Consider the following 16,105-nt stretch of genomic DNA (forward strand, 5'->3'; position numbering starts at 1 on the left):
TCATAGGGTGAGGGATGGCCCCGTCGTCGATGCCGCCCCCGGTGCGGTGCAGACCTTCGGGGTCCGCGCCCGGAGTGCGGCAGTATCGAAGAGGGACGGTTTGTCACAGCAGAGCCGACCGGCAGGCGCCACCGAGCAGGAGGACAGACATCATGTGCGGAATATGCGGCGAGATCCGTTTCGACGGCAGCGTGCCCGACGTCTCGACCGTCGATGCGATGACCTGCGAGATGGCGCGCCGCGGCCCCGACGGGAGCGGCGTCTTCGCGAAAGGGGCTGTCGCTCTCGGGCATCGGCGGCTGAAGATCATCGATCTGTCCGAGAAGGGCAGCCAGCCGATGATCGATCCGACGCTGGGGCTGGCACTCGTGTTCAACGGTTGCATCTACAACCACCACGAACTGCGGGCCGAACTCGAGGGGAAGGGGTACTCCTTCTTCTCCCACGCCGACAGCGAGGTGATCCTGAAGGCCTTCCACGCCTGGGGCCCTGACTGCGTGGACCATTTCATCGGCATGTTCGCGTTTGCGATCGTGAACACCGACACCGGCGTCGTGACCCTCGGCCGCGACCGCCTCGGCATCAAGCCGCTGTACCTCGCCGACACGCCCGGACGACTCCGCTTCGCCTCGTCGGTGCAGGCCCTGCTCCGCGCCGGTGACGTCGACACCTCGATCGATCGTGTTGCGCTGCACCACTATTTCAGCTTCCACGCAGTGGTCCCGGCGCCACACACCATCTACAACGGCATCCGCAAACTGCCGCCCGCCACGGTCATGACGATCAACCCCAACGGGCGGCGCACCGAGCGGAAGTACTGGGAGCCGACCTTCGCGCCCCACCCCGACCGTGCCGACTGGGACGAGGAACGCTGGCATGCCGAACTACTGGACTCGCTGCGCACCTCGGTCAAGCGCCGCATGGTGGCCGACGTCCCGGTCGGCGTGCTCTTGTCCGGCGGTGTCGACTCGTCACTCGTGGTCGCCCTGCTCGCCGAGCAGGGCCAGAGCGACCTGGCCACCTTCAGCATCGGATTCGATTCGGCGGCAGGAGAATCCGGCGACGAGTACGCCTATTCCGACCTGATTGCGGACACCTTCGCGACCGACCACCACAAGATCCACATCGGTACCGACCGGTTGCTGCCCGCGATCCCCGACACCGTCGCGGCGATGGGTGAGCCGATGGTCAGTCACGACTGCGTGGCCTTCTACCTGTTGTCGCAGGAGGTCAGCAAGTCCATCAAGGTGGTCCAGTCCGGGCAGGGCGCTGACGAGATCCTCGGCGGGTACAGCTGGTATCCACCGCTGCGCGGGGTGCCGCGGAAGGACACGACCCGCGCCTATGCGAACGTCTTCTTCGACCGTGACGACTCCGACATCCGCAGCATCCTCGCCGACGAGTACCTCCTCGAGGCCGGCTACGATCCCAGTTTCGCCTTCGCGCATGCACATCAGTCCGCACCGGGTGCCGACACCTCCGTCGACGCGGCGCTGCGCCTCGACACCACCGTCATGCTCGTCGACGATCCGGTGAAACGAGTCGACACGATGACGATGGCGTGGGGGCTCGAGGCGCGGGTGCCCTTCCTCGATCACGAGTTCGTCGAACTCGCCGCGACCTGTCCGGCGGAACTCAAACTCGCACACGGCGGCAAAGGTGTTCTCAAGGAGGCCAGCCGGGCGCTCCTCCCCTCGGCGGTGATCGACCGGACCAAGGGCTATTTCCCCGTGCCGGGCATCCGCCATCTGACCGGCGGAGTCCTCGACCTCGTCACCGACACCCTCCGCTCGCAGGCCGCGGTCGACCGCGGCCTCTATCGACCCGAGGCCCTCGAGAAGCTCTTCGGCGACCCCAACGGCATCCGGACCCGACTCGACGGCAACGAGCTGTGGCAGGCCGCCCTCCTCGAGATGTGGCTCCAGACGATGGAAGCGAATTCCCGACGGTGACCATCCTTCGTTTCGACGACCGCGGTTGGAAGACATATGGCGCCTCACTCTCCCCCGACGGGAGTGCGTTCGCCTATATCGTCGACGACGGCAACGGTTATCCCCGTGCGGCGCAACGATCCCTGTCCCGTGACGGTGTCGGCGACCTGCGCTGGGTTAAGGTGCGGTCCACCGGCCCGGTCCGGAAGATCGTGCATTCCACCGACAGCCGGTGGCTGGCCGTCGAGATCGCCCCGAGTGGCGGTGAGCACCACCAGGTCTGGGTCGTCACCACCGACCCCGACGACGACACCGCGCACCGGATCGCGGCCACCCGCCCGGACGGCCGGTCCTACGGGACCGTCCGCCTCGTCGGCTGGGACACCGACTGGGTTCTGCTCACCGCGATCGACCACGACGGCACGACGCATGCGTTGCGCGTCCATCCCGGCACCCAGGCCACCCGCACTCTCGACCTGCGGGTCGGCAGCGAACTGATCGACTCCTGGAAGGGGGCGACGCTCGTCCGGGTCGGTCCGCGCGGCTATCACGACATGCTCCTGATCCGGCGCCACCCCGATGCGCCGGACGACGAGGTCACGATGACCCCGCTGCTCCCTCAGGACCCCGGCGCGGTCACCGATCAGGGTTACGTGCTCGACCAGGGTTTCGACCATCCGTCGCTGGTCTTCGTCCCCGCGCCCAACGAACCGATCCGCGACCTCGACAGCGTCCAGGCGCTGGTGCGCAGCGACTTCGACGCGAAATTCCCGCGGCTCCTCGGCGTCGAGGTGAGCAAGTTCGGCGTGCGGTTCCGGGTGATGGCGCAACGCGTCGACATCGGGCTCGACGAGTTCGCGGTCAGCCACGACCAGTCCACCGTCGCCCTCCTGTGGAATGTGAAGGGCCGCAGCGAGTTGCAGATTCTGACACTCCCCGACCAGACGCTGCATCCACCGGTCGAGCTGCCCGGCGAGGTCGCCTCCGATCTCTCGATCAGCGCGGCGGGTTCGGTGGTGTCGGTGACCGTCTCGAGCCCACAGCATTCCCCGATCGTCCACCTGATCGACGTCGCGAACCGGACGGTGACACCCGTCCGCGACGACGTCGTCACCGGCGAGGGTCCCTCGAGTCTCCTCCGCCCCGAACTCGTGGAGTTCTTCGCGCGAGACGGCATGCCGCTCTCGGGTTTTCTCTATCGGTCCGCGAGGAAGAGCCGCGACGAGCGGCCCGGCCCGACCCTGCTCTACTTCCACGGCGGCCCCGAGGGCCAGACCCGGCCGGACTACCAGTTCCTTTTCGGGCCCCTCGTCGACGCCGGGATAACCGTCTTCGCGCCCAACGTCCGCGGATCGTCGGGCTACGGACGCCTCTTCTCCCATGCCGACGACCGGTACGGCCGCTACGCGGGCATCGACGACGCCGCGGATTGTGCGGAACTGCTGTGCCGGCTGGGTATCGCCGATCCGGACTCGGTGTATTGTTCGGGCCGCTCCTATGGCGGCTACCTGACACTCGCCTGCCTGACCTTCCACCCCGACGTGTTCGCCGCCGGCATCGCCATCTGCGGCATGAGCGACCTCGAATCCTTCTTCCGCAACACCGAACCGTGGATCGCCGTCGCCGCCTACACCAAGTACGGCCACCCCGAGTCAGACCGCGAGCTGCTCGCCGACCTCTCCCCAATCCACCGAATCGACGATGTGCGAGCCCCTCTACTCGTGGTCCACGGCGCACACGACACCAACGTCCCGGTCAGTGAGTCACAACAGATCGTCGCCGAACTGCAGGCCCGCGGCGCGGTCGCCGAGATGTTGATGTTCGACGACGAGGGCCACGAGATCGTCAAGCGCAGCAACCAGCATCGATTGACCGAGGCCGTCGCCGAGTGGATCGCGAAGTACCCGAGCCGCTCCGGAGTGATGCGATGACCCGGCGGATGACCGACCGGTTGCTCGCACAGCTCGCGGAGACCCGCACGGGCAACGAGCGCGCCAATGTCCTCGAGGAGCTCCGCCGGCTGATCCTGTCCGGTGGCGCGCCTCCCGGCACCCAGATCCCACCCGCCGAGATCGCCGACGTCTTCCAGGTCAGCCCGATACCGGTACGCGAGGCGCTGAAGACGCTCGTCGGCGAGGGTCTCGTGGTGCACCGGCCCCATGCCGGATACCGCGTGAGCCAACCGTCCACCGACGAGCTCCGCGAGATCTACTTCGTTCGTGGAACCCTCGAACAGGCCGCCCTCGCCCGATCTGTCGAACTCATCGACGAGTCGTCACTCCAGATCGCCCGGGACCGGCACGCCGAACTCCTCGTCGCGGTGAAGTTCAACGACGGCAAGGCATTTCACGATGTGTCCCGCGAGTTCCACCGCGCACTCACCACGCCGTGCGCGATGCCGCGACTGCTCAACATGTTCGAGGCGACCTGGAACCTCACCGAACCCTTCCAGATGATGCGATCGGTACCGTCGGAGACGCAGGCGGCACTCAACGCCGATCACGAAGACCTGCTCGACGCCTTCGCCGCCCGCGACACCTCAGCGGTCCTCGAGGTCGCGCACCGGCATCATCGGCGACTCGAGAGCGCGATCATCGAGAACGCAGACCTCCTCGACGTCCGCCACGACTGACACGCCCGGCCCCGCTGCTCACCCGTTGGAATATATCCACGCGTTCATCGGCAGGTAACAAACCGTTCCTATTTTTGTCCCATCAGCATTTCCGCACCTGAGGGCGGTTTTCCGCGCTGAGAGACACACCGGGAGAACACATGTCCACACCGACCCCTGCCGAGGCGGCACAGTCGCATCACGGCGCCGCGGGCGAGAGCGTCATCAAAGCCGGCTACGACGAGCGACTCACCAACACCGATCTCGCGCCACTGAAGGAACAGAAGTGGACCTGGTACAACATCTTCGCGTTCTGGATGTCCGACGTGCACAGCGTCGGCGGCTACGTCTTCGCCGGCAGCCTGTTCGCGCTGGGTATCGCCGCCTGGCAGGTCCTCGTCGCCCTCCTGGTGGGCATCGTGGCCGTCAATCTCCTGTGCAACCTCGTCGCCAAGCCATCGCAGATCGCGGGCGTTCCGTATCCGGTGACGACGCGAGTGTCCTTCGGCGTCAAGGGTGCCAACATCCCGGCGATCATCCGCGGCGCGATAGCGGTCGTCTGGTACGGCATCCAGACCTACCTCGCCTCGGTCGCGTTCGGCCTGCTGGCATTGAAGTTCTGGCCGGGTCTCGAACCGTGGGGTGACGTCGACCAGCACGGTTTCCTGGGGCTGTCGGTCCTCGGCTGGGCCGGTTTCCTCCTGATGTGGGTCCTGCAGGCGTTCGTGTTCTGGAACGGCATGGACACCATCCGCAAGTTCATCGACTTCTGCGGGCCGGCGGTCTATGTGGTGATGATCGTGCTCGCCGGCTACCTGATCGTGAAGGCCGGCTGGGACAACGTGAGCCTCGATCTCTCGGTGGGTGAAGGTCTGTCCGGCTGGTCGTCGATCACCATGATGTTCAGTGCGTTCGCGCTGGTGGTCTCCTACTTCTCCGGCCCGATGCTCAACTTCGGCGACTTCTCGCGCTACGGAAGGAGTTTCGGCGAGGTCAAGAAGGGCAACTTCTGGGGCCTGCCGGTCAACTTCCTGTTCTTCTCGCTGCTCGTCGTGTGCACCGTCTCGGCGGCGGTGACGGTGATCGGCACGGACGAGGACGGCAACATCATCACCGACCCGGTCCATATCGTCGACAAGATCGACAACACCACCGCCGCCGTGCTCGGCGTGCTGACCTTCGCCATCGCCACCATCGGTATCAACATCGTCGCCAACTTCGTGTCCCCCGCCTTCGACTTCTCGAATGTGGCCCCCACCAAGATCAGCTGGCGTACCGGCGGCATGATCGCGGCGGTCGGCTCGGTGCTCATCACCCCGTGGAACCTCTTCAACAATCCGACCGCGATCCACTACACGATGGACACACTCGGCGCGGTGATCGGTCCGCTGTTCGGCATCCTGATCGCCGATTTCTACCTGGTCAAGAAGCAGAAGATCGTCGTCGACGACCTGTTCACCATGAAGCCCGAAGGCACCTACTGGTACCGCAACGGCTGGAATCCGGTGGCGGTGGCCTCGACCGTCATCGCCTCCATCCTGCCGATCTGCGTCGTCGTCTTCGGCACCGCCTACCAGGCCAGCTTCACCTGGTTCATCGGCGCCGGACTCGGCCTGGCGGTCTACACGCTGGGCATGAAATTCGTTCCCGCGCATCTGATCCACGGGTCGGTACCCGCGGCACACATCACCACCGACATCGCGGTCGACGCCGCGGGTGACCCCGTCGTCGACCCGACGCCGGAGCCGGCGGTCGCCCAGGAGACCACCACCAGCTGATCCGTGGGGCGCCGCGGTCTCGGGATCACGAGGCCTGACCGAGCCCGCGCTCCGCGATCGACTCCAGGACACCCATCGGCGCCTCGTACGGTTCGGCCTCGCGGGGCCAGTGCACGATGACGTCGGTGAATCCCAGTTCGGTTGCTCGCCCGACCATGTCGTCGAACAGACCGACGCTCTCGAGCGCATTGCGCGGAGACGCGTCGAGACTGAGGTATCGGTCGATCCGACGGCCGGGGTACCGGCTCAGCTCCTCGTCGAGGATGTCGACGGTTCGTCCGACCGCCGCGAACCAGTCGCCCAGCGTTTCCGCCGCTTGGCCGGTGGTCACCCAGGCCTCACCGTGGCGGGCCGCGAACCGCGCCGAGCGGGGTCCGTTGCCGGCGAGGAGAAACGGGACCCGGTCGCGTACGGGTCCACGCCCCAGCCGCATGTCTCGCGCCCGGTAGTACTCGCCGTCGGCGTCGACGTGGTCCTCGCGCAGGGTCCGGTCGAGGAGGCCGACGAACTCCTGGAATCGATCGACGCGCTGCCGGGCGGTCAGCTCGGGCTGCCCGAGCACGACATCGTCCGGTGTGCCGCCGGCGCCCAACCCCAGCAGAAAGCGACCGTCCGAGATGTCGACGAGGGTCTCTACCTCACGCGAAAACGACACCGGGTGACGGAAATTGGGCGAGACCACGAACGCTCCGAGTTGGATGACGCTGGTCACCGCGGCGGCTGCCGACAGCAGTGGCATACAGCCCGACCAGCGCGAGTCCGGCAGACGACCCCAGACGAGGTGATCGTAGGTCCAGGCGTGATCGAAACCCATCTCCTCGGCCAGAATCCACCGCGGACGGGACTGTTCCCAGGTCAGGTCGGGCAGTATGCAGATACCGTGGCGCACGCCTCGAACACTACTGCGTCGTCCCGGTTCTCCCGGCCGGCTCAGCGATGCCTGGCCCCGGGCAGCACGACCGCCGACGCCACGAAGAAGCAGAGCGCGCCGACGAAGGTCCCGGCGGTGGCGGCGACGGCGTCGGCGGTGACACCGTCCTCGGTGACGAAAGCGCCGACCGCGGACACCCCGAACGCCACGCATCCCACCCAGTTCACCAGCACCGACCACCAGTCCCGGTCCCGGATGTCGAGGCCACTGCCCGACGATCGCGAGTACGCGACGAAGGCGACCGCGCCGCTGATGAGGAAGGCGATCGAGCCGCCGGCATCGGGCGACCACACCAGGTGACGCTCACCGGCGACCGTCTGGGCGAACAGCGCACTCGTCGTGGAGATGTTGAACAGGATGGTGCCGACGGACTGGGTTGCGGCACTCAGCCATTCGGCCCGGGTGGCCGATCCCGGCAGCGACGCCTCCAGCTCAGCGGGCGGGCCGCTACGCACCAACTGGATGAAGCCGGCCCCGGTGAAGAACCACGCGCCGATGAAGTAGCACAGATTGACGACGTCGGCACCGGCGAGCTGCCCGAATCCGGGTGCCGACCCCAGGGCGAACAGCGCGGAACCAACCATGAAGCCCCAGCACTGCTTCGGCAGGGTGGGTGCGAACGCCGCGGCGGGCCAGACTCGACGCCGTGCGGTCGCCACCGACGCATCACGCGGTGACATCGAGGACCGCGATGACCTTGCTCGGTTCGATCCACACGCCCAGTTCGCCCGGGACGCCGTTGCGCGTACCGAACTCCTCGGCCCGGTCGGCACCCATGTACCGCGCCCCGCACATCGTGGCGATCCGACGCACCTCGTCGAGATCCTCGGTCACCACCGCGCGCCCTTGCACCTGGACGAACCCGTACGGGGGCTCCGGCAGGTCCACCGACATCACGGCCCGCGGATCACGCAGAAGCGCACGACCTTTCGCGGTGGTGGCACCGGTGTTGAAAGCGAGACGGTCACCGTCGACGACGAACCACACCGGGATGACGAGGGGCCGCCCGTCGGCGGCGAGATAGCCCAGATGCCCGGTCTTGGTTCCGGACGCGAGGAATTCACGGACGGTCGGATCGGACAGCGAGGTGGCAGACATGCACCCACCCTAGATCCGTGACGCTATGTGCACCGCCATCATCATGATCGTGGCATGCGGACCGCTGTGGCCGCCGGTGGGCAGGATCGACCCGTCGACGATGCGCAACCCCTCGGTCCCGTACACGGCGCCGAGTGCGTCGGTCCACACACCCATCGGCATGGTGCCCCACGCATGCTGGGAGAACCCGGGCACCGCGGCCACCGAGACGCTGCCCGGCACGACGATGCCGGCGAAGTCGGGCGAACGCAGCATCTCCACGACGCGGTCGGCACCCGCACGCATCGATGCGGTGGCCTCGGGCGACGGTTCGCCGAACTCGAGTCGGACCCGTCCCCGGTCGGCGACGAGCTTCACCGGCGACCGGCGCATCGCGGTCACCTCGACCATCGTCCCGATGGGCGGCACGCCCTCGATGTAGACCGCGAAATCATCTCGATAACAACGGATCTCGAGTCCATCGACGGTGTGGAGCACGGTCGGCAGCACCATACCGGGTTCGGCCGGATCCGTCCGCCGATAAGAGACGACCAACCCGCGATGCTCACCGGCCTCCAGAAACCCCGCCCCACCGAGCACCTCGAGATCCGAACCGAGCAGGAGCCGCGCGGTGCCCAGGGTGCCGGCGGCGAGTATCACCTCACCGGCGCTCACGGCGAACCGGTCGGTCGCGACACCGGTGACGCGCCGCCCGTCGGAGACCTCGAGCCGTCGGACCTCACAGTCGGCCACGACACGGAGGTTCGGCCGGCGGAGGGCCGGCTCGAGATAGGCCTCGGCCGCGGTCCGGCGCAGCATCCCGGACCGGTTGCCGAGCACCCGGTTCACGCCGATGACCGGCCACCGGACACCGAGCGGCCGAGTCACCTCCCGCGACGACCAATACCGCTCGAAAGCCGTTCCGGCATCGCCGAGTTCGTCGTCGGACACCGGAGAGACGCCCATCGTACCGTCGCTTCCGTCCAGCTCGGAGTAGGCGGCGTCGATCGCCTCGAGGCCCCAACCTTCCGGCCAGTCCGCGAAGTCGTCCTGGTGCCAGCGGAGGAAGTAGCCGCCGTTGACCACCGAGGAACCACCGACCGCACATCCCCGCGCCGCGGTCAGACCGTCGAGATCGGTGGCGTGCCGGACCGCGTAGGGCGCGCGGTCGCCGATCGGGAGACGCCGGAGGTCCCGGTCTTCCGGTCCCGGCCAGCGCCCGGGTCCCCGCTCGAGCAGCACGACGTCGCGCCCGGATTCCCTCGACAGCTTCTCCGCGAGGACGCATCCCGCGCTCCCGGCACCGACGATGACGACATCCGCGGTCAGACGACCATTGTCGGCCGACTTCAGCGCGGGATGGCGGGATCGACGGGTCATCGGGAGATGACCGGGCGCAATGCCTCCGCGTCTCGGTGGGTGATGACGCCCTGCCACAGACCCGCACCGTAGGCCAGATCGTCGAGGCGACGCATCACCAGATAACGGAACGGGCCCAGGGCCGGCGGGGTCGTCGGGTCCGCGAGCAGGTCCCGGAACCAGGACACCACCCCCTCGACGACCGCCACCTGGACCACGAGTATGCGGAAGCGTCTCGACACCAGAGCCATCAGCAATGCCACCGGCCAGTAGTGCCGGCAGATCGCATCGGCCGCCTGCAGTAACCCGAACCCGGCCGCTCGTCCGGTCAGTTGCGCCGAGACGAGAGGTGCCGAGGGCAGATCGCCCAACCGCTTGCGGAGCCGGGTCGCGAGGTGGGTCAGGATGAGCATCGCCAGCGCGGTGCCGAAGCGGGTTCGCGACAGCAGTGCGACGACGGCCGCGGCCATCGGCACCGACAACACCAGCGGGGCGGCTCGATCGCCGTGACGTGCCGCGAGGTGGGCGGCCCCGGTTCCGTAGAAGCATCGGCGAGACAGCACCGAACGCAGGTCGGTGCGGTGGTCGTGGGCCACCCGCGCGACCGGGTCGTAGCGGATCCGCCATCCCGCGGCATGCATGCGCCAGCACGCGTCGACATCCTCGGCCACCCGGAGCGACTCGTCGAATCCACAGAATGCACTGCGCCGCACCACGATTGCCGCGCTGGGGACGTATGGGACCCGGGTCGAGGGCAGGACCGCCGACTCCTCCGGCCCCATGTCCAGGGACGACCAGCCGTTCTCGTAACGCTCCGCCAGCGAGGACGACTCGTCAGCCGATCGGAGGCCGACGATGCGAGGGGCCACGACCCCCACCGTCGGGTCGGAGAAGTGGGTCAGCAGCACGGTCAGCCAGTCCGGGTCGGGAACGACGTCGGAGTCGAGGAAGGCCACGAAATCGGTGGTGGCGGCCGCCGCCCCGGCGTTCCGGGCAGCGGCCGGACCACGATTGTCCTCGAAGCGGATCACACGAACGCCGGGCCGCTCGGCCACGATCGGGACGTCCGAGCCGTCGTCGACGACCACGACCGTCAGACCGTCGAGGGCATCGAGCAACCGGTCGACACCGGCCTGGTTGTCCTTGACCGGCACCACCACGGTGACATCGGCGGGTTGCGGCCCGAACATCGGACGGGGGTTGGCGATCCCGGCGTCGAGAAGTGCACGCGCGAGACGGCGGGTCACGTTGTCGCACACCTCGATTCGACCGTCATCGGAAGTCATCCCGAGCGCGGTGTCCGACATGCGCAGCAGTCGCGTCGGAGATCCGCCGACGAGATACCGGAAGTCACCGCCGCGCGCGGAGCGCAGATCGATCTGAACCTGGAAACCGTCGGGCAGATCAGTGCGGTTCTCCGGCGCCGCTTCCTCCGACGTGCCGGCGCCCTCATCTACGTTTTCGTCCGAAACCGATTGTGCACCAACGGCTTCTTCGCCACTGATGCCCTGGGCCGTGGCGCCGCCGCGGGGTGCGGAATCGTCGAGCGCGGTCATCCGATCCGCCCCTGCTCGTCGACCTCCCAGGAGACAAGCGCGGCAGCGAGTCGATCGGTCACCTCGGCCACCAGTCGACGTCCCTCGTCGGCGGTGGCCTCGGTGGGATCTCCCAGCACGCCGTTCGGGCTGACCGCGGCGACACCTCCCTCACGCATGACCGGCAGAAGTGCGCCGACCGGCTCGCGATTGCCGGCGGCCGCCCGTGCGGGGTCGACCAACGACGGCGAGACATGCAGCAGCACAGAGGTTTCAGTGAATCCGGCATGCGCATCCGCCCCTGGGAAGGCACAAGGGAACCAGGCGGCATCACGCCCCTCGTACCGGAGTCGGGTCACCGCGTCGATCAACGTCCGAGTGTTACCGCCGTGTCCGTTGACGAACACGATGCGTCTGGCCCATCTGCAGGCGCTGCGCCCGTATTCGACGAGCATCCCGCGAAGAGCGTCATGCCCGATGGAGATCGTCCCGGCGAAGCCTTCGTGTTCGCCGCTCGCGCCGTAGTTGAGGTCCGGCGCGCGGAGGATGTCGGAATCCCCGAGGCGCTCGCAGACGACGTCGGCCACCGCCGCGGCGATACGCGTGTCGGTGTCCAGAGGCAGGTGCGGACCGTGTTGCTCGACAGAACCGAGGGGTACCACGAGAGTGATCACCTTCCCATCGAGGTCCGGCCAGCTGCACTGCCCCAGCGTCGACGGTCCTGTCATCTGACCAATGCTAGCCATCGCGCCCTCAAGCTTCTGCCCCTCGGCCCAAAAACAGGAAGAAAAACGCGCCGAAATTGTCGTGCCGCCCGGCTTGACGAGCGTTCGATCGGTTGTGGAATGCTAATGCCTACGCGTGACGCCTGACACAGGTGGCAGTACAACGACCGGAGGACGACACATGAGCAGTACGACACCCCATAACAGTGGAAAACCCGGCCCACTCAGTTCGATCCGGGTCATCGAGTTCGCCGGCATCGGTCCGGGACCCCATGCGGCCATGTTGCTCGCCGATCTGGGTGCCGACGTGGTCCGGGTCCAGCGCCCCGGTTCACTCCCCAAGCCGGGCGTGAACGCCGATGCGCTGTTGCGCGGGCGTCGCGTCGTCGAGGCAAACCTGAAGGACGAGACCGATCGTGCGACGATCCTCGACCTGGTGGCCAAGGCCGACGTCATCCTCGAGGGTTTCCGCCCCGGCGTCATGGAGCGTCTCGGATTCGGGCCCGACGACCTCACCGAGGTCAATCCCGGCCTCGTCTACGGCCGGATGACCGGCTGGGGCCAGGACGGCCCCCGCGCGAACCTCGCCGGCCACGACATCAACTACATCTCGCTCACCGGTCTGCTCCACGCGATCGGCCGCAAGGATGATCGTCCGGTGCCGCCGCTCAACCTCGCGGGCGACTTCGGCGGCGGATCCATGTTCCTCGTCGTGGGCGTGCTGGCCGCACTGCTCGAGCGCGGCATCTCCGGCAAGGGGCAGGTCGTCGACGCAGCGATGGTCGACGGCGCTTCCGTTCTGGGACAGATGATGTGGGCGTTCCGCGGCACCGGCCTGTGGAGTGACACACGCGGCACCAACATGCTCGACACCGGCGCCCCCTACTACGAGGTCTACGAGACCTCGGACGGCAAGTACATGGCCGTCGGCGCCATCGAGCCGCAGTTCTACGCCGAGCTGCTGAAGGGCCTCGGCCTGGCCGACGCCGACCTTCCGGCACAGAACGACATCGCGAACTGGGGCAAGCTGAAGGAGATCTTCACCGAGACCTTCAAGTCCCGCACCCGCGACGAGTGGGCCAAGGTCTTCGACGGCACCGACGCCTGCACCTCGCCGGTGCTGACCTTCGCCGAGGCGCCCGGCGACCCGCACATGGCCGCCCGCGCCAACCTCGTCGACATCGACGGGGTCACCCAGGCACAGGTCGCCCCGCGCTTCTCGCGCACCCAGCCGGAGACCCCGGCCGGACCCGCCACCGAGGCCGTCGACCCGAAGACCCTCTGGGCCTGATCCGGCACCACGGAGAATCGCCACTCCCCGGACGGATGCGCTGGTTCCAGCCGGCGCTCCTGAATGGGAAGTGGCGATTTTCGTTTCTCACGATTCGCTTCGTGACGATCTCGCTCCCTGAGGTGCGATGCCCGGCGAACTGTCGGAGATTGCGTCCGCGTGAGCACCGTCCGAGGGCATATAGCCCTCGGACGCACCTGAGGTGGACGAGATTTCCGACCGCGCGGCCCGCTGTTCACCATTCACCCCGTGAAGTCCGGTGCGCAGCGCCCTGATTGATGTCGCGCTGTGCCCGGTTTGGTGACCGGTTGGTGTTGTTGGTTGATGCCGGGAAGACGGTGAAGCAGGCGGCTGCCGAGGTGGGTCTGTCACCGGAGCGGTGTTCGACGATTCTGAAAGCGATCGGCCGACCTGCGGGCAAGCCTCATCGTCGGCATCGGCCACCAGGGGTGGTCGATCGGGAGGTGATCGTTGCCCGGTTCATCGAGACCGGCAAGATCCTGCCGGCAGCGAAAGCTTCGGGGGTGTCGCATACAACGGCTCGCCGGGTTCTGGTGGAAGAGGGTCTGATCAGCCGCGAGGGCATCCTGCCAAAGAGTGCCGATGGCACCAAAGACCGCTTCCTGGCCCTGGTGCCGCAGGGGCGGACGGCGACTGCGGCTGCGCGCGAAGTTGGGGTTCATCCGGCCACGGGATCGGGGTGGCTGCGCGGGATACGCCATATCCGTGGCGGCCGAATTTATCCCGATGGCACGGTCGTGGACTACACCAACAAGACCGTCGACAAACAGTCGGTGACCAGTGCAGTGATCAGGGACCGGTATCTGTCGCTCGAGGACCGGGTAGCGATCGCTGACGGGCTGATCGTGAAGGATTCCTTGCGTGTGATCGCTGCCCGGATTGGCAAGCACGTCTCCTCGGTGTCTCGTGAGGTGCGGGCTTATCGTGGCGAGGATGGCCGGTATCTGCCATATCAGGCTGATCGGGCTGCGGTGGCGGCTCGCGCCCGGCCCAAGCAGTCCAAACTGGTGGTGAACGCGGTTCTGCGGGCGGCAGTCGAGGAAGGCTTGGCGCGCAAGTTGTCACCGGAGCAGATCTCGCACCGGTTACGGCGGGACCATCCTGACGACGAGAGCATGCGGGTGAGTCACGAAACGATCTATCAGGCGCTGTACTTTCAGGCTCGCGGGGGTTTGAAAAAAGAAGTGCAACTAGCACTTCGGAGTGGACGCACCCGCCGTAAACCGCAGCGCAAGCCCGGGGAACGCTACCAACGGTTCACCGACGAGATGATCATGATCAGCGAGCGTCCCGCTGAGGTGGAGGATCGGGCGGTGCCCGGTCATTGGGAAGGCGATCTGATCGTCGGGGCCCAGCACAAGTCCGCGATCGGCACCCTGGTCGAACGCAAGACCCGTTACACGATGCTGTTGCACCTACCTGACGGCCACGATGCTGAAACGGTACGTGATGCGTTGATCGCCTCCATCGGCACGCTGCCCGAGCATTTGCGGGGATCGTTGACCTGGGATCAAGGGGCGGAGATGGCCGGGCACAAGCAGTTCAGCATGGCCACCGATATGACCGTGTACTTCTGCGACCCGGCCAGCCCGTGGCAGCGGGGTAGCAACGAAAACACCAACGGCCTTCTGCGCCAGTACTTCCCGAAGGGTACCGACCTGAGCATCTACGGGCCGGAGGACCTCGAACACGTCGCCCAAGAACTCAACGGGCGTCCACGCAAAACACTCGGCTGGGATACCCCAGCCGAGCGTCTGCGTAATCTAGTCACCACCCAATAGCCACCAGCGTTGCGACGACCCCTAGAAACCACCCAATCAGGGGGAACGACTTCAGCCGAGGTCGTACAGCCGGAGCGATGTCGCGTGCGACGTCATTCAGCCGGCCCGTTCGATGCGACCAATCCCTCGCTCCCTGAGGTGCGAGGAGCGTAGCGACCTCCCCCGCTCCCTGAGGTGCGAGGAGCGTAGCGACGAGCCTCGAAGGGTCAGACCTTCGAGTGCCCCATGTCGATCTGGAACTCGGCACCGGTGATGCCCTTGGCGCTGTCGGAGGCCAGATACAGCACGGCATCGGAGATCTCGTCGAGCGACGCGACCGGGTGGTAGTCCAGGATCGACGTGAAATGCGGGTTGACCCAAGGAATCCCGAAGATGCGATGTGCCTCGGTGTCGGCCACGCCCATCGGGGTGTCCACCGCGTAGGGGTGCACGCTGTTGACCCGGATGCGATGGTGGCCGAGCTCCTTCGCGGCGGTCTGCGCCAGACCCACCAGACCGTGCTTCGACGCCGAGTACGACGCCTGCAGGGGCATCGCCTTCAGCCCGGCGACGGAGCTGATGATGGCGATCGAGCCGCCGTTACCGGCCTCGAGCATCGCCGGGACCGTGGCCTTCAGCGTCTTCCAGGCGCCGACGAGGTTGATGTCGACGACGTCGGTGAACTGTTCCTCGGACAGCTCCCACACCTTGCCCCAGGTGAGCACGCCCGCATTGGCGATCACGTGGTCCAGCCGTCCGAACTGTTCGACGGCATCCGCGACGAGCTGCTGCTGGAAGCCCAGGTCGCGCGTATCTCCCTGCCGCGCAAGGATCTTACCCCCGACGCCCTCGACGAGCCGGATGGTCTCGGCGAGGTCCTCGGCGGTGGCGGGCGGATAGGTCGCGTGGTCGATGATCGGACCCGCGATGTCGAGACCGACGATCGCGGCTCCCTCCCGGGCGAACCGGACCGCGTGATTGCGGCCCTGACCACGGGCGATGCCGGTGATGTAGACGACCTTGCCGTCGAACTGTCCCATGGCAGAACTGTAACACGTTCTAGTTCTGCCCACGTTCTAGTTCTAC

Annotated in this window: 13 protein-coding genes; 6 read left to right on the top strand and 7 right to left on the bottom strand. The window is 66.9% G+C overall.

Features of this window, described 5'->3' with window-relative positions:
- Window positions 1-152 precede the first annotated feature (152 nt).
- The 4 genes from GAA2_RS18360 to GAA2_RS18375 all read left to right on the top strand — a co-directional run bounded on the left by GAA2_RS18360 (window position 153) and on the right by GAA2_RS18375 (window position 6,320).
- Entirely contained in the window at window positions 153-1,952 is a 1,800-nt protein-coding gene (locus GAA2_RS18360; protein WP_159404922.1) for an N-acetylglutaminylglutamine amidotransferase, read from the top strand.
- Entirely contained in the window at window positions 1,949-3,862 is a 1,914-nt protein-coding gene (locus GAA2_RS18365; RefSeq protein ID WP_159404923.1) for a prolyl oligopeptidase family serine peptidase, read from the top strand. The genes GAA2_RS18360 and GAA2_RS18365 overlap by 4 nt, the downstream gene beginning before the upstream one ends.
- Window positions 3,859-4,563, top strand: coding sequence for a GntR family transcriptional regulator (locus GAA2_RS18370; RefSeq protein WP_236577614.1), 705 nt, complete (start codon window positions 3,859-3,861; stop codon window positions 4,561-4,563). Before GAA2_RS18365 ends, GAA2_RS18370 begins: the two co-directional genes overlap by 4 nt.
- A gap of 140 nt (window positions 4,564-4,703) precedes the next feature.
- Window positions 4,704-6,320 (top strand): NCS1 family nucleobase:cation symporter-1, encoded by a 1,617-nt coding sequence (locus GAA2_RS18375; protein ID WP_159404924.1) that lies wholly within the window; start codon window positions 4,704-4,706, stop codon window positions 6,318-6,320.
- Window positions 6,321-6,345: 25 nt separating this feature from the next.
- On the opposite strand, the gene GAA2_RS18380 is transcribed toward GAA2_RS18375, so the two are convergent.
- Genes GAA2_RS18380 through mftE form a run of 6 tightly spaced genes read right to left on the bottom strand, consistent with a single transcriptional unit; the run spans window position 6,346 to window position 11,950 of the window.
- Window positions 6,346-7,209, bottom strand: a complete 864-nt coding sequence (locus GAA2_RS18380) for an LLM class flavin-dependent oxidoreductase (protein ID WP_159404925.1) — start codon at window positions 7,207-7,209, stop codon at window positions 6,346-6,348.
- A 41-nt stretch (window positions 7,210-7,250) separates the two neighbouring features.
- Window positions 7,251-7,931, bottom strand: coding sequence for a hypothetical protein (locus tag GAA2_RS18385; protein ID WP_375295619.1), 681 nt, complete (start codon window positions 7,929-7,931; stop codon window positions 7,251-7,253).
- Complete coding sequence (locus GAA2_RS18390; RefSeq protein ID WP_159404926.1) at window positions 7,918-8,349, bottom strand: PPOX class F420-dependent oxidoreductase; 432 nt, start codon at window positions 8,347-8,349, stop codon at window positions 7,918-7,920. Before GAA2_RS18390 ends, GAA2_RS18385 begins: the two co-directional genes overlap by 14 nt.
- Before the next feature lie 9 nt (window positions 8,350-8,358).
- Window positions 8,359-9,708: a mycofactocin system GMC family oxidoreductase MftG gene (gene mftG, locus GAA2_RS18395; protein WP_159404927.1), complete on the bottom strand. Its 1,350-nt coding sequence runs from the start codon at window positions 9,706-9,708 to the stop codon at window positions 8,359-8,361.
- Entirely contained in the window at window positions 9,705-11,243 is a 1,539-nt protein-coding gene (gene mftF / locus GAA2_RS18400) for a mycofactocin biosynthesis glycosyltransferase MftF (RefSeq protein ID WP_159404928.1), read from the bottom strand. Before mftF ends, mftG begins: the two co-directional genes overlap by 4 nt.
- Window positions 11,240-11,950 carry a mycofactocin biosynthesis peptidyl-dipeptidase MftE gene (gene mftE, locus GAA2_RS18405; protein ID WP_024497675.1) on the bottom strand — a complete coding sequence of 237 codons (711 nt, stop codon included), beginning with the start codon at window positions 11,948-11,950 and terminating at the stop codon, window positions 11,240-11,242. Before mftE ends, mftF begins: the two co-directional genes overlap by 4 nt.
- Window positions 11,951-12,128: 178 nt before the next feature.
- Between mftE and GAA2_RS18410 the strand changes: the two genes are divergently transcribed.
- Window positions 12,129-13,238 carry a CaiB/BaiF CoA transferase family protein gene (locus GAA2_RS18410; protein ID WP_006434696.1) on the top strand — a complete coding sequence of 370 codons (1,110 nt, stop codon included), beginning with the start codon at window positions 12,129-12,131 and terminating at the stop codon, window positions 13,236-13,238.
- A 632-nt stretch (window positions 13,239-13,870) separates the two neighbouring features.
- The gene (locus tag GAA2_RS18415; protein ID WP_394855154.1) at window positions 13,871-15,040 is read left to right on the top strand and encodes an IS30 family transposase; all 1,170 of its coding nucleotides are present in this window, start codon (window positions 13,871-13,873) and stop codon (window positions 15,038-15,040) included.
- Between the two features lie 206 nt (window positions 15,041-15,246).
- Here GAA2_RS18415 and GAA2_RS18420 read toward each other — a convergent pair whose 3' ends face one another.
- A complete protein-coding gene (locus GAA2_RS18420; protein WP_024497673.1) occupies window positions 15,247-16,059 on the bottom strand; it encodes a mycofactocin-coupled SDR family oxidoreductase in 813 nt (270 codons plus the stop codon).
- Window positions 16,060-16,105 lie beyond the last annotated feature (46 nt).

Source organism: Gordonia ajococcus (genome assembly GCF_012974285.1).
GTDB lineage: Bacteria > Actinomycetota > Actinomycetes > Mycobacteriales > Mycobacteriaceae > Gordonia > Gordonia amicalis.

What these genes read in the sequence shown, in the direction of transcription:
- mftG (WP_159404927.1), bottom strand. Translation starts at nt 9,708, where the DNA reads ATGACCCGTCGATCCCGCCATCCCGCGCTGAAGTCGGCCGACAATGGT.
- mftF (WP_159404928.1), bottom strand. Translation starts at nt 11,243, where the DNA reads ATGACCGCGCTCGACGATTCCGCACCCCGCGGCGGCGCCACGGCCCAG.
- GAA2_RS18370 (WP_236577614.1), top strand. Translation starts at nt 3,859, where the DNA reads ATGACCCGGCGGATGACCGACCGGTTGCTCGCACAGCTCGCGGAGACC.
- GAA2_RS18390 (WP_159404926.1), bottom strand. Translation starts at nt 8,349, where the DNA reads ATGTCTGCCACCTCGCTGTCCGATCCGACCGTCCGTGAATTCCTCGCG.
- GAA2_RS18375 (WP_159404924.1), top strand. Translation starts at nt 4,704, where the DNA reads ATGTCCACACCGACCCCTGCCGAGGCGGCACAGTCGCATCACGGCGCC.
- GAA2_RS18410 (WP_006434696.1), top strand. Translation starts at nt 12,129, where the DNA reads ATGAGCAGTACGACACCCCATAACAGTGGAAAACCCGGCCCACTCAGT.
- mftE (WP_024497675.1), bottom strand. Translation starts at nt 11,950, where the DNA reads ATGACAGGACCGTCGACGCTGGGGCAGTGCAGCTGGCCGGACCTCGAT.
- GAA2_RS18360 (WP_159404922.1), top strand. Translation starts at nt 153, where the DNA reads ATGTGCGGAATATGCGGCGAGATCCGTTTCGACGGCAGCGTGCCCGAC.
- GAA2_RS18420 (WP_024497673.1), bottom strand. Translation starts at nt 16,059, where the DNA reads ATGGGACAGTTCGACGGCAAGGTCGTCTACATCACCGGCATCGCCCGT.
- GAA2_RS18385 (WP_375295619.1), bottom strand. Translation starts at nt 7,931, where the DNA reads ATGTCACCGCGTGATGCGTCGGTGGCGACCGCACGGCGTCGAGTCTGG.